Here is a 19,101-nt window from a genome sequence, read left to right on the forward strand (position 1 = left end):
CCTCTCCGCGATAAATCACGGAGCTTCCAACCCTCCCAGGAGTTTTACGTGAAAACCTCAGAGGCGATCGCTACAACCCAAGTCCCCGAAGAGTATTCAGGAGTTGATGCTTATACCCAAGGCTGTTTGAGTGAGAATTAACTGGGTAGTTTCCTGGCTTTTTCAGAAAAGATAACTGGTCAAACCCTCAACCTTAAAATTAGATCATGGCTAAGATTCTATTGGTAGAAGATAATGAAATGAATCGCGATATGCTCAAAAGGCGCTTGAGTCGAAAGGGTTATGATGTCTTAATTGCTGAAGATGGGGCGGAAGGGGTGAATTTAGCCCAAACACAAGCCCCCGATTTGATTTTAATGGATATGAGTCTCCCCATTAAAGATGGGTGGCAAGCGACCCGTGAAATTAAGGCTGATACTAAAACTAAGGAAATTCCAGTGATTGCCCTCACAGCCCATGCTATGGCTGGCGATCGCGAAAAATGTCTCGCTGCTGGCTGTGATGATTATGACACTAAACCAGTGGAGTTCCCCCGCCTACTTGAGAAAATTGAGACTCACCTCAAAAATAAGGCGACTTCGTGATATCCATCTGTAAGTTCTAAGTTTAGATGAATGCTCACCCGGATCTTGTGTTGATTGTTGATGATAATGAAATCAATCGTGACCTGTTGGCTCGACGTTTACAAAAACAGGGTTACGATGTACTGGTGGCTTCTAATGGCTTTGAAGCCTTGAAAATTATGCGATCGACAGCGCTGGATCTGGTATTGTTGGATATTATGATGCCACAAATGAACGGCTATCAGGTGCTGGAGTCCCTCAAGGCAGATCTCCAGTTGCGCCACATTCCCGTAATTATGATTTCGGCGGTTAATGATATTGATAGCATTGTCCGGTGTATTGAACTCGGTGCAGAGGATTATCTATCTAAACCTTTTAATCATGTTCTATTGCGGGCTAGAATTAATGCCTGTTTGGAAAAAAAACGCCTGCGAGACCAAGAACAAGCCTATCTGCAAAAGTTGGCGGCGGAACAACAAAAGTCGGAACGGTTATTGCTGAATATCCTCCCCGCACCGATCGCACAACGGTTAAAACAGGGAGAAAGTACCATTGCTGATAGCTTCGCTGATGTGACTGTATTATTTGCTGATATTGTCAATTTTACTAAACTATCCGATAATCTATCCCCGGCTGAATTGGTGGAAATTCTTAATCAAATTTTTTCCGCTTTTGACCAGTTGGCAGAAAATTACGGACTGGAAAAGATTAAAACTATCGGTGATGCTTATATGGTGGTGGGGGGACTCCCTACCCCGAGACCAGACCATGCGGAGGCGATCGCTGATATGGCTTTGGAAATGCAAAAGATTGTGACAAATTTTAGCCTAAAACCCGGAGAAACTTTGACTATGAGAATGGGTATCAATACGGGTCCGGTAGAAGCCGGGGTGATTGGAACTCGCAAATTTGCTTATGATTTGTGGGGGGATACTGTCAACACTGCTAACCGCATGGAGTCTCATGGGTTGGCGGGGAAAATTCAAGTCACTGAAACTACCTATCAACGTCTGCGCCATGGTTATGAATTTCAACCCAGAGGTATCATTGACGTGAAAGGAAAGGGGGAAATGAATACTTATTTTCTGATTATGAAAAAGCCTTGACAGGTGACGGTTGATGATTGACAGTTGATAGGTGACGATTTATTAATCTTTTGGTCTCGGACAAGACTTACCATGTTGACTACCCCTGAATTACTCGATTTTTCTAAGTGGCTGGGTATCGCTACCCTGGCTTTAGCTGCATTAACTGTTTTGGCTTTTGTACTAAACTGGGGCATTCGTTTTCGCCTGGTGGGGATAACTGCTTTTACCGGAGTCCTCGCTGGCGGCGTGTTCGCTTTGGGGTTGGGATTATTTCAACGGGTTGAAATTCCTGGAGCAGTCCGCTATAGCAGGGTGTTTGATGATGGCGCTCGCCAAATTGTGATTGTTGTGGCTCCAGATATTACTGAGTCACAACTAGAGGCGACTCTCCAACAGGCTGCTAGTGACCTATATTCACCCGGTCGCGGCGGCGCAGGACAAATGCCTTTAGTTATCCGCGCCAGAACTATTGTTCACCCTCAACCAGGGGTTTCGGAACCGATTTTTTTGGGACAGGTGCAACGGGTATCTGGTTTTGCTAATCAGGGAGATGTGGCGATCGCTATTAATCAAGAAAGTCTCAATCACCTTCAAACAGTGCGCGAAGCTACTAACTAATTATCGCCCCCAATTCCCCATCTATCTACATGGTGGGGGAAAAGAAACCCCGTTGCTCACAACCGGGTTTCTTGGGGGTATTAGCCTCGGATGTAAATTTAAACAATTGAGAATGCTGGTTTTGATGGGTCTTTTTTCATCCCAGAAAATTAGTGAATTATAAAAAGCGATCGCCTCAGCAGAAGTGATTATTTCAAATATGGCGATCGCCTCCGGTTCAGTGTCGAAGCCCAAAAAATAAACCGTATCATCAAATAAAACAGGTTTTCCCTTGAGGGGACTTATCAATCGAAACTCTAGTTTTTTGTAAAGACCACAAATCGCTATTTTCCACGGTTTAAAGGTATAGTCTCCCACCCCAAAAATAGAAAAACGGGGATGATTTTGATAAATTTTGCTTTGGCGACCATCTAAATTCGCCGCATTCTGTTCAAGATAATTCCAAGTTTGGGGCGCGTGGTTTTGAATTAAAGTCGTGTCTTCCCCCAGAGATTTTTGAGTAACCAGGACATATTTATCAGTTTGGCTAATCTTCCCATTAGCAATATCTGAGCCTTTCAAAAGTGGAAAAATATAATCATCCTCCAAGTTAACTTTTTCTCCCAAACCATTCACTAGATCATCATTAACTTGACGAAGTTCCATAATTTTGGCACAATCGTGTTTGATTCCCGATCGCCATTTAATCAAGGGCTGAGTTTCGGAATAAAGAAAACTCAGTTTTTGAAAAGTGACCATATCCGCAATCAGCCGATTATGAGAGAAACCAATTCTCTGGAAATCCGCACTTTCCATACTGGGGAATACATCACAAAAATAGCGTTTAAATTTACCTCGAAATTCACAGAATAAAAGACAGGATTCAACTGCCGCCTTAAAATACTTTTTAGCATCAATTCCATAGGTAGAAAATTGGCAGACATTTTTTTGGCGATCGCGCAAATAGTGTAAAATTTTTCTAGCCACAGAGGTTTTACAAACCATCCCCAGATAGCTATGTTCATAATTCTGCAACCATTCAATAATTTGAATAAGCATCCATTCCGACAGGTCAAAATTGCTTTTTCCAGTTAAAGCATCTAAGCCTTTATATCCGAGAAAGTTACTTTTTTGCGGCAAATTTTTACCGGATATTAACCCTTGTTGTGAATTGGTAATCCAAGGAAAATTACCTATAACCAAGATTTCCCCCGACTGTTCCAAGTTTGACAACGGGAAATTTAACAAATCTCCATGGTGAATAATAACTCGCTCATCATGTTTAATAATTGGACTATTTTTAGCTGCTTTAATATAATCAGAGTTAATCTCAATTCCCACAATTTTAGCAGCCAAATTAAACTGTTTAATCGATGCTACAATGAAATTACCGACACCACAGGTCGGTTCAACAATCAAATCTGGATTCACCCCTAAACTTGACAATTTTTGGCAAATTCGTTTCGCCAACTCTATAGGGGTTTGAAAATCTCCATATTCTACTTTTAATTTTTGGTTAATAACGGACATAGCTACTCAAAACGATAAACAGTAATTATACCATCTTCCTGACCCGCACGTTCAATTACTCTTCTATACTGTAATCTCCATTGTAAAGCATTGGAAATTGTCAAAAACCCAAGTTCTGGAGGATTAGCCATGATTTCTTCGGCAATATTGGTAGCTTCAATTTCATCAACGGGGAGATTTCGATCCCACATAAACGCAATTAAATCATCAACATTTCCTTCATTTTGCAAAATTTCACGAATTCCGCGAGTCATTTGAAAATCGGCGGTTTTCTCTGCTTGCACATAGATGACATTCAGAATCTTTAAATTAGCCGTTTGATTATCATGATGATCTAGCTTTTCGTAAACAAACACTAATAGAGAATATCCTAAACCAAAAATTTTTTGTCTAGCTGACTTGAAAGGACAGGATGATTGAGGCTGTTTAATACTCGTCACTTTCATATCAACTTGCAGTTCCGGTAAATCAATACCAATGGCTGAATTTCCTTCCCTAAAGTCATAATTTTTTTTCAGGTAGTTTCTAAATTTTTGCTCTAAGTAAGTACCTACCTTTTTACCGTCTGTAATTCCATAAAGTGAAGGTTCTAGATGTTGGGATTCTAAGATTGAAAATTTTTCAGCTTCAGAACACAGAGTTTTTATGGTTAAGGCTTGCATAGCAGATAAGACTGATCACAATAAAAAAGGGTAATATAGTTAAGGGCGAAGAGTCTCCGGGAGGGAACAACACACCCGGAAACCGTAACTGCTGTCTGCCGGGTCAACACAGTCGCGGTAGGCACAACGACAGTAACCTGGAAAGCTGTACCACGAACCGCCGCGCACCACCCTTTTGTCTCTGCATTCCAGAAGATTGACCAAATTTTCAACATAAATATGCAGACCATTCCACACTCGACCATCCGAGGGGGAACCGCCAATATAGTTACTATGCCAGGGGTCAGCACACCACTCGCAAACATTCCCGTGGATATCGTACAAGCCAAAGGCGTTGGCGTGTTGGAACTGACCGACGGGGGTGGTTTTTTTGGGGTAGACTCCCTTGAATCCTGAACCATAAGTCCAGTTGCCATCGTAGTTGGCGAGGTCAGTGGTCAGAGTCTCACCGATGTGAAATGGGGTGGTGGTTCCGGCGCGGGCTGCATATTCCCACTCGGCTTCACTGGGTAATCGGTAGTGTTTGCCAATTCTTTTTGAGAGTCGGACGCACCACTCGATCGCATCGTACCATGAAACACAGTCAACGGGAAGATTTAATCCTTTAAAATGTGATGGGTCTAGGTTAAGGTCTCGTTGGAGTTTTGGGAAACTAGCCACTTGTCGCCATTGTGCTTGGGTAACGGGATATTTCCCCATTAGGAATGGTTGAATTGTGACTCGGTGTTGGGGTTCTTCCCTGCCATCATAACCATCCCATCGCTGTTCAGATGGAGGTGAACCCATGATAAAAGTTCCTCCCGGAATTATTACCATTTCCAAAGTTACACCATTTCCCAGATCTTCGACCATACATTCGGCTTGACCCTGACTGCGGCTAGTTTCTTCTCCCCTTTCATTGACTGTAACAATCTCAAAAATATATTTTCCCTCACCCTGCTGGAGGTTCATTTCCACAGCCTCAGTCGCCTCAATTAACCCGGAAGTTGTGCCAGGGATTTCATCCAACTGGGGTAAATTTAGCAATTGCTGCTGATGGGGTTCTGTGTTCAAACAGTCGATTTTTTCGAGAATGCTATCCAACTGGGATTGAAAATCAGCGTGATGTTGATGTTGCGACTCAGTTAACTCAGTTAAATGGTTAATTTGCTGGGTAATTCCATCCAACTGGGATTGAAACTTAGATATAATCAACTTGGCAGACCGTAGCCGAGATTGGGAGAGTTGCCAAACTCGCTTGGCAGCAGCAATGCGTTTTTTCTCCTTTTCGATAAAACCGGAGGGAATCTCTCCCAGCACAAAGGGATATGGTGTCAGGTCATAACCGCAGACGGTACAGGTTTCGACCTGGTTTTCTGTGTATTGGGTTTCACAGATTGGACATTTAGCCATAATTACCAACCCTGATTGGCAGCTAACTAATTATACAACAGATTGATAACCCTCGGTAAGCTAAAGAAACCCGGTTTCTCACTGGGTAAGCTAAAGAAACCCGGTTTCTCACAGAAACCGGGTTTCTAGTAGGGCTGATTTTAAAGAAAAATATGCAGGTCGAAATAGACGATCGCTAAATAGGAAACTAGCCACAGAAATAGGCTGATTTTGATGCTGTTATCTTCGATTAAAATGCGATCGGGTTCTTCTCCGGCTGCTAAAACTGTGACGATGCGTTTGTAGTGCATTACCGCATAATAGACAATGGGAACGGTGATAACTAAGGAAGTATTTTTCCCGGAACTGATGGTAAATAGGGAATAACACATGATGGTCATGGTGGCTGTACTGTTTAGCAAAGAGTCGAGATAGGGTAGGGTATAATGGCATAAAACGGGGCGCTGTTGATTATTTTGACCCCGTTGATAAAAGAGTTGCAGATATGACGGTTTTTCGGTGGAATTAAGAGAGTCTGGGGATAATTCTTCTAGGGATTCGATGGGGTTGTGTTTGTGGAGGAGAGAGAGGAGTTCCGATCGCCTTTTGGCGAAACCTTGAAATAAGGTTAAAAAGAAGGTACAAAGGGTAATCCAGGCGGTGGGTGTGTCTCCCACGGCGTAAATTCCGGCGAGGAGACGGAGGACGAAACCGAAGGCGATACAATTGACATCAAAAAGGGGAATATTTTTGAGTTTTAGGGAATAAGCGACATTGTTAATTCCGTACAACAACAGACAGGAAAATGTGGGGATTCCTAGATGGTAAGAACCGATGAGAGAAACGGTGATTAAAAAAATGCCGATCGCTTTGGCGGTTGTTAATTGTACCCGTCCGCTGGCGAGGGGACGAAATCGCTTTTTGGGATGTTGGCGATCGCGATCGATGTCTTGAATGTCGTTGAAAATATAGACGGCTGATGCCATCATGGAAAACAGGACGACCATTAAAATGCCGTTGGCGATCGCATTAATTTCTCCTAACCTACCCCCAAAAATTACCCCCGCCAAACAGAACAGATTTTTCGTCCACTGGTGGGGACGCAGCAACTTGATTATATCCCCAATTTCTCCCGATTTTTCTGGGGTAACTTCTGCCGAATTGGGATTAGATACCCGGGTAGATTCCGGTTTAATTTTTATACCAAATTTAGGTTTCATCACACCCCTTTATCGAAAGCAGTTGTGTATCATCATTATAACAGTTAAGACAACTGTTTGAGCAGCCAAAGGATTTTTTCTTTGACGGGTTTACGGTGTGCGGAACCTGCCTTTTCTGCCTGAATTTTATCATAGTTTTTCTGAAACCAATCGTAACTTTCCTGGAACATATCATCATTGGAGTATTTGGGTTGCCATCCCAAATTTAACAGGGGTTCAACATCGAAATAAAACTCTTTATGATAGGTGAGATAATGCCAAGGTGCGAGGGGGCTTAAACCGACAATATCCAATAGTCTCAAGGTGCCAATTGTCAAAGTGGTGGGGAGACTTTTTACCAGAGAATCAGTCCCCGCATAGCTAATTAAATTTTCCAAACCTTCCCTAAGATTCCCAAAGCGATCGCTTCCGACATTATAAATTCCTGGTTTTCCTAAATCCAAGGCTAATAGGTAAGCGTCCATTAAATCCAGAGCATGAATAAACTGGAATTTGATATTTCCATCCCCGATAACGTAGACATTTCGCCCTTCTTGAATCCACTCAAATAGAATCTGAAAAATGCCTAACCTTCCCTCCCCCAAAATCGTCCGCGGGCGAATTACTATTAAGGGTAAACCTTGGCGATCGCAAACCTCACGGACTGCTAATTCTCCCGCCAATTTTGCGCGTCCGTAAATCTCCACAGGTTGGGGTTGAGTATCGTTAGTAATGGGACATTTTGGGTCGCCAAATAAGGCACTAGAACTCATGTGAATAAAACTGCTAACCCCGGCTTTAGCAGCTTCCTCAGCTGCGATCCGACTCCCTTCGACATTCACTTCCCAAAACTTATTTCCCGACTTGGTAAGGGGAACTAAAGCGACATTATGATGAACGATATCAACCCCTTTCATGGCGGCGGCGACACCTTGGCGATCGCGAATATCGCAGTTAATATATTCAAGATCCTGGGGGCGAGTTGGATCTTCCCAAATATCTAGTATTTTGACTTCTTCTCCCCGTTGCGACAACCGACGGGCGATCAGATTTCCTAAAAAGCCGGAACCCCCTGTTACCAGATGTTTCATGGACTACCGCTAACCTTCCAAATAATGACTCTCCCAGCATCGTAAACTAATGTGGCTAATTCGTAAAGGAATTGGATCGGCGGGTAATTATAAAACCATAATCGAGGGGCGATCGCCATAGAATTATCAACCTTCTCTGGACGACAACCTACTACTTTTTGCACCGGAAAATCACAGGATTTAAACATGATCCGACTTCGGAAACTGTGGGGTTTATTGCAGTATAAAATAACGGACTCTAGGGGCCAATATTTTGCCTGCTTTAACCAATAACGCAATACCCGTGCATTATCAAAGGTATCTAAATAGGTTTTATCTCGGACATTTTGGGGAACTAAAACCTGTAAATCTGGGCGCAATTGCTGGAGAAATTCCCCTGCATAATCTTCCTCAGATTGGGAATGTCCGAAGGGATTACCAGGCGCAACAAACACGCGAGAATTGGGTTCAGCATCGGCGGCTAACTGACAGATTACGGCTTTAAAATAAGGGGATAAGTTATCGACGGCTGCAGTGGCTTCTGTAGCGGTTAATCCCTCGGTTACGATGATATAATCAGCCATTAGTTATCAATTCCTCGGTAATTCTCGAACACCCATTTCAGACTACGACGCATTCCTTCTTCTAGGGAAACTGTAGGATAATAGCCTAATTCTCGTTGGGCTTTGGCGACGGAACAGGCGATGGTTTTATTCATTTCTGATAATACATGAATTTTCTGCTGATATAATCCTAAACTCTGCAAAGTGCCATCAACTAAGGTGGCAATATCTCCGGTAATTCCGGGTAATTTTAAACGTTTGTGGGCGCAAGTTTGGTTAAATTCTGATTCTAGCAGTTTCTCGACTGTATCGATAATTTCATTCATGGAATAGGGGCGATTATCGGCTATCCAGTAGGTTTCACCGTTGGCTTTTTCGGATTCGGCTGATAGCAAAAGTCCTTGACAGAGATTGTCTATATAAGCCATCGATCGCAAATTATTTCCATCTCCTACAATGGGACCTTTTCCATCCCGAATCATTTGGAAAAATAGGGTTTGTCGGGGGGGTTGGTTTGGCCCGTAAAACCAGGGCGGACGGACGATAACGGTTTCTATTTTTCCTGATTGCTGCATGGAAATAACGGCTAACTCCATCAGCATTTTGGATTTGCCATAATTCATATAGGGATGGTAGGGGGATTTTTCATCAAATAAATGATCGGGGTGGGGATTGCAACCACAGGGAGAATTAGAAGAGACAATCACAGCCCTTTTGACGCGATTGGTGACGGCGGAATTTAACAGGTTTTGGGTTCCGTTGACATTTATATGATAAAATTCGGAAACGCGCGGAGGGTGAATGATTCCGGCGGTATGAAATAGAATGGCATGATTCGCATTTTCACAAAAGCGATCGCAGTCTTGGGGATTTCGCAAATCTCCGACAATCACTTCAATTTTATCGGAGAGGTTTTTCAAAATTTCGGGGTCTTGACCGGGTAAAATTAGACAGCGAATAATCTGATTATTTCTGGGTTGGGAAAAAGCCTCAATATCTGGGAGTCCTTTAACTAGGGCTTTGACCAAACTGAATCCCAACCAGCCTAATGCACCTGTAACTAAAACTAGATCACTCATGGTCTCTCTCTGGTCCTCCTAGAATAATTAACGGAATTTCTCGTTGTAGGGTGACAAACTCCCCCCTATCAGGATCATAAACCCAAGCGTGAATAGTGGTTTCTCCGGGGGGAATATCCGGCGCGGAAAGTTCAGCGATCCAACCAGATTTTGAGTAGCGATCGCTATGGAAATATTCGGCCACCTGGGGGGTTTCCAAATCGATCGCAGTGTCGGCGAAGAAAAAGTCCTGGTCGCTATATGAAAAAAAGACGCGATCGGGTTGTTGGTCGCGATCGCCAAACGCCGCCCAACCGTCTACTATAAAGCGATCGCCTGGGTTTAAAGTTAAGGTGGCGAGGGGGAGGTTAATATAGCCGTAAATGCTTTCAGGTTGGCGGTTAAAGCCGGGGTTAGGGATGCCATCAAGAACTACTTTAATCTGAGTTTCTCCCGCCAAAGGTAGTAATTCTGAGGATTCCCCTATCTTGATCCATGCTTGAATTGATGTATTTTCATACAGATTAAAAACTGCTGTTTCTATGGCAGCCCCAAAAAAATGTTGGTCAATCTCTGGGTAAGAAATTGCTGTGGCTTCTGAAGACCTGGAAAGTATCATCAGCTGATTATTGTCATTAACTAGCTGGGGATTAAGTTGTAATTTTCCGTGCAATATAATCCAGCCATTTTCATGGTTTTGGGAAAACACACCTGGGGAATTGTCCCAGACGATCGCACCATAATTTTCGGAACTCTTGATAAATTGTAGTTGAGGACTGTCAATAAATCCCAAATCATTTAAGACGATCGCTGTTTGTTTAAAGCGATCGCGAGAGGGGATAATTTCAAACCAGTGCCAGCAGTGAGGAGAGCGATCGTCCCAAACTTGGATCACCTTCAGACATCTGGTTATCTGCTGAGAAATTTGCCGATATTCTTGACCTTCGTTAATGGCATATACTGAATTAATTGCGGTTAGAAAAATTATCACGATCGCTACACCAGTTAATCCCCGTTTACCGGGAAGAAGGGGAACCTCTCCATTGGCGAAATATAACCCAATTTGTAACACCGCTACCCACAAAAAGAGGGAATTGCTGATATATCTGGAACTCAAAGCAAAATCTAACCCTAAATCGGTAAATAATGCGGCTTCAACCCTGCCAAAAGTGGTAATGGCTGCAAATAGTAAGGCGAACAATGCTAAACTAATCCAGGGGGCGACAGTTTTTAAAAATTGGAACCCGTTTTTTTGATATCCCCAGGCGATCGCACCCCCAAAGCTGAATAATACCAAAACCCCCAAAATATTGGCTAATGGCACAGAATAGAAACCTAGAGGCGCTCCTAATAGGGTGACAAAAAACCGCACCCAGAACACTGGATGATTGAGCAGATACAACAGGTTAAAGTTGCTGGGATTGTTGCTGTCATATCCCAGCAAATAAACGGCGGTAGTAATGGCAAATAATCCTAGCCATATCAGGCTGTTTTTTAATCCTGATTTGATGGGAGTATGGCTTAAAAAAACTGTGGGTAAAATCGCCAACCATGCTATAATGCCTTGGGCTAATGTGAAGCTGGCAATGAGGATGGGTAGAGTCGCCAAAATTAGGCTATTTTTGGCTGGCGGTGAATTGAGAACCCAGAGAGAAGTTGTCACACACAGATTAACTAGAAATATCCCCAATTGTAATCCCCACAGCCAATTTTGATACTGTCCTAGGGAAAACAGAATCAGACAGGATAGACCATTAATAATGTGGAATTGGCGGGAGTGCGAAATATCTGGATAACATTGGCGAGAAATTTTGACAATTAACATCCCGTTAAGGATGGCAAATAACACCCCGATTAAGATTTCATAAATCTTCTCCCAACCGGAAATAAATGCCAAGGGGACGATAATTAATCTCAGGAAAAAGTAGCGATGATCATTGTACATTTCGGCAAAATCGCTTAACCCAGCTTTTCCCTGGGCTATTTTCTCAAAGATGGTGGCGATCGCCCATTCATCCCAGTGGGGAACTCTCACGCCGTAGATGATCACAAATGCTATTAAAATGACAACCGGAATCAGGTAGAAAGCCGTGGTGGGTCTAATTGTTATTTTCCGGGGAATTAACAACATTATTGATGGCATAAATTAGAACAGTTTTGGCAGTTGGTAATTATTCAACAGCTAAAGTTTGTCTAAAAACTGTAACGCATTCCGTCGTGCGATCGCCATAATCGACCCTTGAGGATTCACGCCGGGGGCGGTACATAACAGACTCCCATCAGCAATATAAAGATTCTCAAAGCCATGAATTTTGCCAAAAGAATCGACCGCACACAGGCGACGATTTTCTCCCATAGGACAGGAGGAAAACAGATGAACCGTCATCAAATTGGTACTCGCCGCCGGGAGAATTTCGGGGATGCGATCGCCATCGTCTCTCTTCAACCGCCCAAAACCGGACAAACTGGGATAAACTGCGATCGCCCCCGCCTCAAATAGCAGTTGAGACAATTTCCGCAAACCTTCACCCAAATTTCGCAAATCCTCACCGGTGAGGCGATAGCGCACCAAAGGATCGCGAAAACCGGGGAGGGTACGCACGGAACCCCGACCGGAGGCGGTAATCATGGCATAATAAATCGCCATATTTTCCCAGTGGCGGTGTACCTCCCCCATATACTCAGGATGATCCACCATTCCCACCGACAGGTAAGGGGGGGAACTAATCGAACAGCCAAAACTGAACCGGGGGGCGAACTCCTTAACCTGATGGACGGGAACCCCCATATCAAGGGCGTTAACAGGTTCGGAAAATTGAGCGATCGCCTTAACCGTCGGATGCAGTTGTAGAGAATTCCCAATATTGTCAGTAATCCCACTGCGCCGCAACAAAGCCGGGGTTTGGATAGCCCCGCCACAGATAAACACCGTTTCCGCCTCAATTTCGCCCGTATTAGCCCACATAGTCCACTTTTGACCTCGGCGACCAATTCGGTTAATTCGCGTCTCTGAGCGCAACCTACACCCCGCCCGTAAAGCGCGAGGTATAAAGGTTTTAGTCATTGACTGGCGGGTTCCCTTGGGTGGTAAATTCGGGTCATCCTGGGTTTCATAGCGAAACCAGCGCGGCACTTCTAGGGACTCCCAGCCCAACTTGATAGCGCCTTCGTGGAGTTTCAGAGAGGCGGCGGGGGGTTTTCCTGGTAGGGAACAGACAGTAACAGCCTCTTCGCAGGCTAGAAAATGGGGTAACAGGTCAGCATCTTCTAAGCCTTCCACCTCAAACTCAGTCCGCCACCTCTCCAATATCTGCGCCGGGGTTCGATGGTACAGCCCGCTGTTGATTTCGCTACCTCCCCCCACACAGCGACCTTCGACATATTGAACTTTGGGGGTTCCTAGGGCTGCTGTTAACCCCCCATTGCGATATTTCTGCACCATTTCCTCCGGGGAAAAGGGCGCACAGGACTCTAGGGGAAGAAAAGCGCCTTCTTCGATAAGTAGCACATCCCGTCCGGCTTCGGCTAATAAACAGGCGGTAATTGCACCCCCAGGACCGGAACCAATGACGGCAATTTCACAGGATTGGGGTTCAAACATGGCGATCGCATTGATTGGAATTAACCAAAGATTGCCAACACAGTACCACTAAACTCTCATAAAAGCGCATCAAATCCCGACAGGGGCTAAAAGGGGAATTTTTCCAGGCTTCGATTTGTTGGCGACGAAGCTGGTGGGGTTGACGATGAAAGGGTGAGGCGTTTAGCCATCCCCAGCAGTCGAAAATAACGGTTAATAGCCAGATGGGAAATTGCAGATAATCGGGCATTCGCCTATGTTGTTCCAGGACAAATCGCACGACATCATTATGATAAAATTCGCGGGTTTCCTCGGTGGGGGTGCGATCGCAAATAATTGAGTAACAGAGGGCGGAGGCGGTACTATTAAATACTTGGGTCATGGCTATCAATGGGATTGACTGATTTTTCAAAGTTAAGTGGCGATCGCCAATTACAGCCTGTTCAGAAATCATCTGATCACCTCTCAAAGTCCCTCTCCCACTCTGGGATCCAGATTTAGGGTGAGGGCAATGTATTAAGCGACTGGTGAACAAGGTCAGGGCAATGTATTAAGCGACTGGTGAACAAGGTCAGGGCAATGTATTAAGCGACTGGTGAACAAGCTGTAACTCAACAACTGTTTCCTTACCGATATTTAGCACAGAAACCCCGTTTTAGTCGTGGCTCATAGTATCGGGGGGGGAAATTGGGGGAGTTTCCCTGAGCGCAAACCTACTACCCATCGATCTGATAACATATAATTTATTGTATAGTCGTGTCGCGACGGGTGGAATTGGTAGAGGCGATAATTTAAATGCAAAAAATTGTTGTTGGTCTTTCAGGAGGGGTTGATAGTTCCGCAGCAGCGGCGATTCTGCATCACCAAGGATATGAGGTGGTGGGGTTAACCCTATGGTTAATGCGGGGTAAGGGTCAATGCTGTTCCGAGGGTATGGTAGATGCAGCCCATATCTGCGAACAGCTTGGCATCCCCCATTATATTGTCGATAGCCGAGATCTGTTCCAAACCCATATTATTGATTATTTGGTGGAAGGATATGGGGCGGGGATTACTCCTTTACCCTGTTCCCAGTGTAATCGTGCGGTTAAGTTTGGCCCGATGCTGGGTTATGCTTCTACGGAGTTAAATATTAACCACATCGCTACGGGTCACTATGCTAGGGTTTCCTATAATTCACAATGCGATCGCCATCAGTTAAAACGAGCCGTCGATCGCACTAAGGATCAGTCTTATTTTCTGTATGATTTAACTCAGGATCTACTCGCGGGTGTGGTTTTTCCCTTGGGAGAAGTCCCGAAATCCGAAACTAGACGCATCGCCGCTCAGTATAACCTGAAAACTGCTGATAAACCCGAAAGCCAAGACCTCTGTTTGGTGGAGGCGAATGGTTCTATGCGCGCCTTTTTAGATAAATATATTACTGGGAAAAAAGGCGAAATTGTCGATACGGAAGGCCGGGTTTTGGGGGAACATGATGGCATCCACCACTATACTATCGGTCAACGCCGAGGCTTGGGAATTTCGGCAGCAGAGCCATTATATGTCCTGAGTATTGACCCCGGACGCAATCGGGTAGTAGTTGGCGATCGCGATCGCATGACTCAAACCGAATGCACTATTAGGCGCGTTAATTGGGTATCCATTGCGCCGCCTTCTGAACCTATCCGCGCCGAGGTACAAATTCGTTATCGCAGTAAGCCATTACCCGTAACCGTGGTTCCTTTATCTTCCGAAGCAGACCCCCAAATTGGTAGCAGAGTCCGACTGATTTTTGATGAGCCTATTTTCGGCATTACCCCCGGTCAGGCGGCTGTATGGTACTCCGAAGATTTACTCCTAGGTGGCGGCGTGATTGAACGTCCGACCAGTTAACCCATAACCCCAAAGTAGAGGCTTGTTCTGCTCTATCTTGGGGCTTTCTGGTACGGGGAGGCGATCGCCGAAGCGCTACCAAACCACCTTTCGTGGTATGTTTTCTAAGCAAGTTATCCGATTCAGATAGAATGCCGACAATTTTAGCGATCGCCAATGGGAAAGGTGGAGTTGGTAAAACCACAACCGCTGTCAATCTCGCGGCTATACTTTCCAGCAACTTCTCAACCCTCCTAGTAGATACAGACCCCCAGGGTTCTGCTATGTGGTGGGTTGAACAGGGAGAAATGCCCTTTGATGTCTCAGAAGAAACCAATCCCAGTCTCCTGAAACAGTTAAGGAAAGTTCAACAGGTGCAAATGATTGTCGTCGATACTCCCCCAGCCTTGAAATCCGAATCCCTAGCCGCCGTAGTCCAGGTAGCTGATTATCTAATTTTACCCAGCCAAGCCGCACCCATGGATTTAGTAGCTTTAATGGCTACTGTACGCGATCGCGTCGCCCCCATTAACATTGATTATAAAGTCCTGCTCACCAAAGTTGACCCCCGCAGTATTGGAGATGCTTTTGAGGCTCAAAAGTCCTTGCGGGAATCAGGTATTCCAGTTTTCCAGAATTTTATTCGCTCCTACAAAGCCCATGAACGCTGTCCCCTAGAAGGCGTTTCCATTATTAGGTCTCGCAGCAAAAATGCCAGAGAAGCAGCATCAGACTATCGGCGCGTCGTAGCCGAACTCCTGAGAAGCCTAAAATAAAACCCCAATACAGACAGACATCCCCCGCCGTCCATGGGACTCGAAGGATGTCAGTAGAACCGGAAATTATGGGAACAGCCTAGAGTTGTTTAACCTCAGAAGCCAACTTAGCAACCATATCCTTAGCGCTGCCAAATAGCATCATAGTTTTGTCCTTGTAGAACAAATCATTATCAACCCCAGCAAATCCCGTACTCATACCACGCTTAATCACAATAGTATGCTTGGCTTTGTCAACATCCAGAATCGGCATTCCGTAGATGGGGCTATTTTTATCTTCCCGCGCCGCCGGGTTAACCACATCATTAGCCCCAATCACCAAAGCCACATCAGTCTGTTCAAATTGGGGGTTGATGTCATCCATATCATACAACTGCGGATAGGGAACATTCGCCTCGGCTAACAGAACGTTCATGTGTCCCGGCATTCGTCCCGCCACCGGGTGAATCGCATATTTAACATCCACCCCCAAGGATTCTAGCATATCCACCAGTTCCTTAACCGAGTGCTGTGCCTGAGCTACAGCCATGCCATAACCGGGAACAATCACCACAGACCGAGCATACCCCAACATCATCGCCCCTTCTTCCGGGTCGATATTGCGAACGCTCTTATTGGTTGCACCACCAGAAGCGCTAGGCGCTGCCGCTGTACCTTCACCCGTACCAAACCCAGCAAATAGGACGTTGGTAATCGAGCGGTTCATCGCCTTACACATGATCACCGTAAGGATAATACCAGAAGCACCTACCAAAGCCCCAGCAATGATCAGCAGGTTATTCATCACCACAAAACCCGCCGCACTAGCAGCTAACCCTGAGAAGGAGTTTAACAGGGAAATCACCACAGGCATATCCCCGCCACCGATGGGGATAACAAAAAGCACTCCCAGCACCAGAGAAATGCCCACTAAAGCCAGGAAAACAGGGACGTTGAAGGGTTGTACACAGATATAAACACTTGCGCTTACAAAGCCAATTAACAGGGCTAGGTTAAAGGGTTGTTGCAAGGGAAACAGAATCGGAGAGCCACTCATAATCCCTTGCAGTTTGGCAAAAGCGATGAGGGAGCCTGTGAAGGTGACACCGCCAATTAAAACCCCTAACACCGCTGTAACAGTAGTTGGTAGCGGGGGAGCATCAGCGGTGGCTAAATAGCGCCAGAACTCGCCTACAGCCACCATAGAAGAAGCAGCACCACCGAGACCGTTAAACAAACCGACCATCTGAGGCATATCAGTCATTTCGACTTTATAGGCGGCGATGCCACCAATAGCGGAACCTATGGCGATCGCTATCAGAATTGTGCCGTAGTTGAGAACCTGCTGATTAAGAAGAGTAGCCACGATCGCAATTAACATCCCAATAGATGCCAAGATATTCCCATTGCGAGCCGTTGCTGGAGACCCCAACTTTTTCAGACCAAAGAAAAACAGGGTTACCGCCACCAAATAACTCAACTCGATGCCTGTTGGTAGAAAGTCGATCATGCTTTAACCTCCTTTTTCTTGAACATTTGCAGCATCCGGTCAGTAACCAAAAAGCCACCCACAACATTAATAGTAGCCAACACCACAGCCACAATACCCAGAATCACCGTGATGTTCCAATCCTGTTCTCCGGCAATAATAATCGCCCCTAAAACCGCAATTCCTGAGATGGCATTAGCGCCAGACATTAGGGGAGTGTGTAGGGTTGGTGGCACTTTCGTAATCACCTCAAACCCAGCAAATGATGCCAGGACAAAAACAAATAAAGCCGAAATCAGAGTTTCTGTTGTCATTCAATATCTCCAGTAGCTTGGAAAGCGTCTAGCTGTTCGTCACCGTACTTTTACTCAGTGACCCAGCGAGGGGAGCGGCTCCCCCCTCACAAATAGGGGAGTATAGACCTGATACCCTTGAGGCTAGAGATGCCTGTGGTCTGTACTATTGACCCACAGGAACTCCCAAAGCCTCTTTAACCCGTTGGGAACGAATTTCCCCGCCGTGGGTAACACAGGCTCCATCGAGGATGTCATCTGCGAAGTTTAGATCAAGTTCTCCCTCCTTGGTTACCATCAGTTGTAATAAGGCTGAGAGGTTTTTAGCATATACCTCGCTGGCATGAACAGGCATCGAGGCTGGCAGGTTAATGGGTCCCATGATGGTGACACCATTTTTCTGGATGTTTTTACCTGGTTCTGAACCTTCGCAATTTCCCCCCTGTTCGGCGGCTAGGTCTACAATCACTGAACCGGGTTTCATTTGATCCACCATGTTAGCGTTGACTAAAACGGGGGCTTTTTTGCCGGGAACTTGAGCCGTAGTAATCACCACATCAGAGGCAGCCACGTGCTGGGTTAGCACTTCCTGGGTATGTTGTTTGGCTTGCTCTGAGATTTCTTTGGCATAGCCTCCCTCGGCGACCGTATCTTCTTCTAAGGTGACATCTACGAATTTAGCCCCTAAACTTTGGACTTGTTCTTTGACTTCTGGGCGAATGTCAAAGGCTTCTACGATCGCTCCTAAACGCCGTGCTGTGGCGATCGCTTGTAGTCCGGCTACCCCCGCCCCTAGAACTAAGACCTTAGCCGGTCTGATGGTTCCGGCTGCCGTGGTCAGCATCGGGAAGTATTTAGGCAAATTCGCCGCCGCGATCAGAACTGCCTTATATCCGGCAATATTAGCCTGGGAGGATAGGGCATCCATGCTTTGAGCGCGACTGGTGCGGGGGACCATTTCCATACTGAAGGCTGTCACCCGGCGATCGGTTAATTTTTGGATCAGGGTTGGCTCTCCCAAGGGGTTGAGAAATCCGATTAATACTGCCCCCTCAGCCATTTTGCCAACTTCGTCTTCTTGTGGCGGACTCACTTTCAGCAGGATATTGGCTTCTCCCCACAACTTGGCTGAGTCCGTAATCACGTGGGCTCCCGCCTGCTCATACAGAGCATCCGAGAAACAAGACCCTTCTCCTGCTCCGGCTTCCACATAAATCTCTAAGCCTTGTTTGACCAGACGAGATACTACGTCCGGTATCAGAGCCACTCGGCGTTCATTAACATTTAGTTCTTTGGCGATCGCAATTTTCATCAAAAACTCCTATATCTCAAACTCCGTCCCTTTTCGACGGCTTGACCAAAATCATTTCGCGCTGATACATTTACGCGACATTTTTCCGGTTGTTCCCGGACAATGCGACGATAGCAG

At 45.5% G+C, this 19,101-nt stretch carries 17 protein-coding genes and 1 pseudogene; 5 read left to right on the forward strand and 13 right to left on the reverse strand.

The window, feature by feature from the left end; genetic code table 11:
* Positions 1 to 206 precede the first annotated feature (206 nt).
* The 3 genes from P5683_RS15460 to P5683_RS15470 all read left to right on the forward strand — a co-directional run bounded on the left by P5683_RS15460 (position 207) and on the right by P5683_RS15470 (position 2,269).
* Positions 207 to 584 carry a response regulator gene (locus tag P5683_RS15460; protein ID WP_006619127.1) on the forward strand — a complete coding sequence of 126 codons (378 nt, stop codon included), beginning with the start codon at positions 207 to 209 and terminating at the stop codon, positions 582 to 584.
* A gap of 26 nt (positions 585 to 610) precedes the next feature.
* Entirely contained in the window at positions 611 to 1,669 is a 1,059-nt protein-coding gene (locus P5683_RS15465) for an adenylate/guanylate cyclase domain-containing protein (protein WP_006622044.1), read from the forward strand.
* A 72-nt stretch (positions 1,670 to 1,741) separates the two neighbouring features.
* The gene (locus P5683_RS15470) at positions 1,742 to 2,269 is read left to right on the forward strand and encodes a Ycf51 family protein (RefSeq protein ID WP_006622043.1); all 528 of its coding nucleotides are present in this window, start codon (positions 1,742 to 1,744) and stop codon (positions 2,267 to 2,269) included.
* A gap of 21 nt (positions 2,270 to 2,290) precedes the next feature.
* Here P5683_RS15470 and P5683_RS15475 read toward each other — a convergent pair whose 3' ends face one another.
* The 10 genes and pseudogenes from P5683_RS15475 to P5683_RS15520 all read right to left on the reverse strand — a co-directional run bounded on the left by P5683_RS15475 (position 2,291) and on the right by P5683_RS15520 (position 13,735).
* Complete coding sequence (locus P5683_RS15475) at positions 2,291 to 3,778, reverse strand: N-6 DNA methylase (protein ID WP_315640398.1); 1,488 nt, start codon at positions 3,776 to 3,778, stop codon at positions 2,291 to 2,293.
* Between the two features lie 2 nt (positions 3,779 to 3,780).
* Positions 3,781 to 4,440 (reverse strand): restriction endonuclease, encoded by a 660-nt coding sequence (locus P5683_RS15480; protein WP_315640397.1) that lies wholly within the window; start codon positions 4,438 to 4,440, stop codon positions 3,781 to 3,783.
* Positions 4,441 to 4,479: 39 nt separating this feature from the next.
* A pseudogene (locus P5683_RS15485) lies at positions 4,480 to 5,367 on the reverse strand (formylglycine-generating enzyme family protein); the annotation flags it as partial.
* A 605-nt stretch (positions 5,368 to 5,972) separates the two neighbouring features.
* On the reverse strand, positions 5,973 to 7,031 hold the full coding sequence (locus P5683_RS15490; RefSeq protein WP_315640396.1) for a UbiA prenyltransferase family protein: 1,059 nt from the start codon (positions 7,029 to 7,031) through the stop codon (positions 5,973 to 5,975).
* A gap of 44 nt (positions 7,032 to 7,075) precedes the next feature.
* Positions 7,076 to 8,101 (reverse strand): NAD-dependent epimerase/dehydratase family protein, encoded by a 1,026-nt coding sequence (locus tag P5683_RS15495; RefSeq protein ID WP_315640395.1) that lies wholly within the window; start codon positions 8,099 to 8,101, stop codon positions 7,076 to 7,078.
* The gene (locus P5683_RS15500; RefSeq protein WP_315640393.1) at positions 8,098 to 8,664 is read right to left on the reverse strand and encodes an ElyC/SanA/YdcF family protein; all 567 of its coding nucleotides are present in this window, start codon (positions 8,662 to 8,664) and stop codon (positions 8,098 to 8,100) included. Before P5683_RS15500 ends, P5683_RS15495 begins: the two co-directional genes overlap by 4 nt.
* The gene (locus P5683_RS15505; protein WP_315640391.1) at positions 8,664 to 9,722 is read right to left on the reverse strand and encodes an NAD(P)-dependent oxidoreductase; all 1,059 of its coding nucleotides are present in this window, start codon (positions 9,720 to 9,722) and stop codon (positions 8,664 to 8,666) included. Before P5683_RS15505 ends, P5683_RS15500 begins: the two co-directional genes overlap by 1 nt.
* Complete coding sequence (locus tag P5683_RS15510; RefSeq protein WP_273248220.1) at positions 9,715 to 11,844, reverse strand: hypothetical protein; 2,130 nt, start codon at positions 11,842 to 11,844, stop codon at positions 9,715 to 9,717. The genes P5683_RS15505 and P5683_RS15510 overlap by 8 nt, the downstream gene beginning before the upstream one ends.
* A 39-nt stretch (positions 11,845 to 11,883) precedes the next feature.
* Positions 11,884 to 13,302, reverse strand: coding sequence for a GMC family oxidoreductase N-terminal domain-containing protein (locus P5683_RS15515; RefSeq protein ID WP_046321667.1), 1,419 nt, complete (start codon positions 13,300 to 13,302; stop codon positions 11,884 to 11,886).
* Complete coding sequence (locus P5683_RS15520) at positions 13,295 to 13,735, reverse strand: hypothetical protein (protein WP_006622032.1); 441 nt, start codon at positions 13,733 to 13,735, stop codon at positions 13,295 to 13,297. The genes P5683_RS15515 and P5683_RS15520 overlap by 8 nt, the downstream gene beginning before the upstream one ends.
* Positions 13,736 to 14,076: 341 nt before the next feature.
* On the opposite strand from P5683_RS15520, the gene mnmA reads away from it, so the two are divergent.
* Together mnmA and P5683_RS15530 are read left to right on the forward strand one after the other, a co-directional pair.
* A complete protein-coding gene (gene mnmA / locus P5683_RS15525) occupies positions 14,077 to 15,156 on the forward strand; it encodes a tRNA 2-thiouridine(34) synthase MnmA (RefSeq protein ID WP_006670839.1) in 1,080 nt (359 codons plus the stop codon).
* Between the two features lie 131 nt (positions 15,157 to 15,287).
* The gene (locus P5683_RS15530; protein ID WP_006622030.1) at positions 15,288 to 15,911 is read left to right on the forward strand and encodes a ParA family protein; all 624 of its coding nucleotides are present in this window, start codon (positions 15,288 to 15,290) and stop codon (positions 15,909 to 15,911) included.
* 79 nt (positions 15,912 to 15,990) lie between these two features.
* Here the strand turns inward: P5683_RS15530 and P5683_RS15535 are convergent, their stop codons facing one another.
* The 3 genes from P5683_RS15535 to P5683_RS15545 all read right to left on the reverse strand — a co-directional run bounded on the left by P5683_RS15535 (position 15,991) and on the right by P5683_RS15545 (position 18,984).
* Complete coding sequence (locus tag P5683_RS15535; protein WP_006622029.1) at positions 15,991 to 17,400, reverse strand: NAD(P)(+) transhydrogenase (Re/Si-specific) subunit beta; 1,410 nt, start codon at positions 17,398 to 17,400, stop codon at positions 15,991 to 15,993.
* Positions 17,397 to 17,693 (reverse strand): NAD(P) transhydrogenase subunit alpha, encoded by a 297-nt coding sequence (locus P5683_RS15540; protein WP_006617139.1) that lies wholly within the window; start codon positions 17,691 to 17,693, stop codon positions 17,397 to 17,399. Before P5683_RS15540 ends, P5683_RS15535 begins: the two co-directional genes overlap by 4 nt.
* Before the next feature lie 145 nt (positions 17,694 to 17,838).
* On the reverse strand, positions 17,839 to 18,984 hold the full coding sequence (locus P5683_RS15545; RefSeq protein WP_006622028.1) for a Re/Si-specific NAD(P)(+) transhydrogenase subunit alpha: 1,146 nt from the start codon (positions 18,982 to 18,984) through the stop codon (positions 17,839 to 17,841).
* Between the last annotated feature and the right edge of the window lie 117 nt (positions 18,985 to 19,101).

Source organism: Limnospira sp. PMC 1279.21, assembly GCF_032349615.1.
Lineage (GTDB): Bacteria > Cyanobacteriota > Cyanobacteriia > Cyanobacteriales > Microcoleaceae > Limnospira > Limnospira fusiformis.

Coding starts and splice junctions, on each gene's coding strand:
- P5683_RS15495 (WP_315640395.1), bottom strand. CDS start 8,101: ATGAAACATCTGGTAACAGGGGGTTCCGGCTTTTTAGGAAATCTGATC.
- P5683_RS15460 (WP_006619127.1), top strand. CDS start 207: ATGGCTAAGATTCTATTGGTAGAAGATAATGAAATGAATCGCGATATG.
- P5683_RS15465 (WP_006622044.1), top strand. CDS start 611: ATGAATGCTCACCCGGATCTTGTGTTGATTGTTGATGATAATGAAATC.
- P5683_RS15515 (WP_046321667.1), bottom strand. CDS start 13,302: ATGTTTGAACCCCAATCCTGTGAAATTGCCGTCATTGGTTCCGGTCCT.
- P5683_RS15535 (WP_006622029.1), bottom strand. CDS start 17,400: ATGATCGACTTTCTACCAACAGGCATCGAGTTGAGTTATTTGGTGGCG.
- mnmA (WP_006670839.1), top strand. CDS start 14,077: ATGCAAAAAATTGTTGTTGGTCTTTCAGGAGGGGTTGATAGTTCCGCA.
- P5683_RS15490 (WP_315640396.1), bottom strand. CDS start 7,031: ATGAAACCTAAATTTGGTATAAAAATTAAACCGGAATCTACCCGGGTA.
- P5683_RS15505 (WP_315640391.1), bottom strand. CDS start 9,722: ATGAGTGATCTAGTTTTAGTTACAGGTGCATTAGGCTGGTTGGGATTC.
- P5683_RS15475 (WP_315640398.1), bottom strand. CDS start 3,778: ATGTCCGTTATTAACCAAAAATTAAAAGTAGAATATGGAGATTTTCAA.
- P5683_RS15480 (WP_315640397.1), bottom strand. CDS start 4,440: ATGCAAGCCTTAACCATAAAAACTCTGTGTTCTGAAGCTGAAAAATTT.
- P5683_RS15510 (WP_273248220.1), bottom strand. CDS start 11,844: ATGCCATCAATAATGTTGTTAATTCCCCGGAAAATAACAATTAGACCC.
- P5683_RS15540 (WP_006617139.1), bottom strand. CDS start 17,693: ATGACAACAGAAACTCTGATTTCGGCTTTATTTGTTTTTGTCCTGGCA.
- P5683_RS15500 (WP_315640393.1), bottom strand. CDS start 8,664: ATGGCTGATTATATCATCGTAACCGAGGGATTAACCGCTACAGAAGCC.
- P5683_RS15545 (WP_006622028.1), bottom strand. CDS start 18,984: ATGAAAATTGCGATCGCCAAAGAACTAAATGTTAATGAACGCCGAGTG.
- P5683_RS15530 (WP_006622030.1), top strand. CDS start 15,288: ATGCCGACAATTTTAGCGATCGCCAATGGGAAAGGTGGAGTTGGTAAA.
- P5683_RS15470 (WP_006622043.1), top strand. CDS start 1,742: ATGTTGACTACCCCTGAATTACTCGATTTTTCTAAGTGGCTGGGTATC.
- P5683_RS15520 (WP_006622032.1), bottom strand. CDS start 13,735: ATGATTTCTGAACAGGCTGTAATTGGCGATCGCCACTTAACTTTGAAA.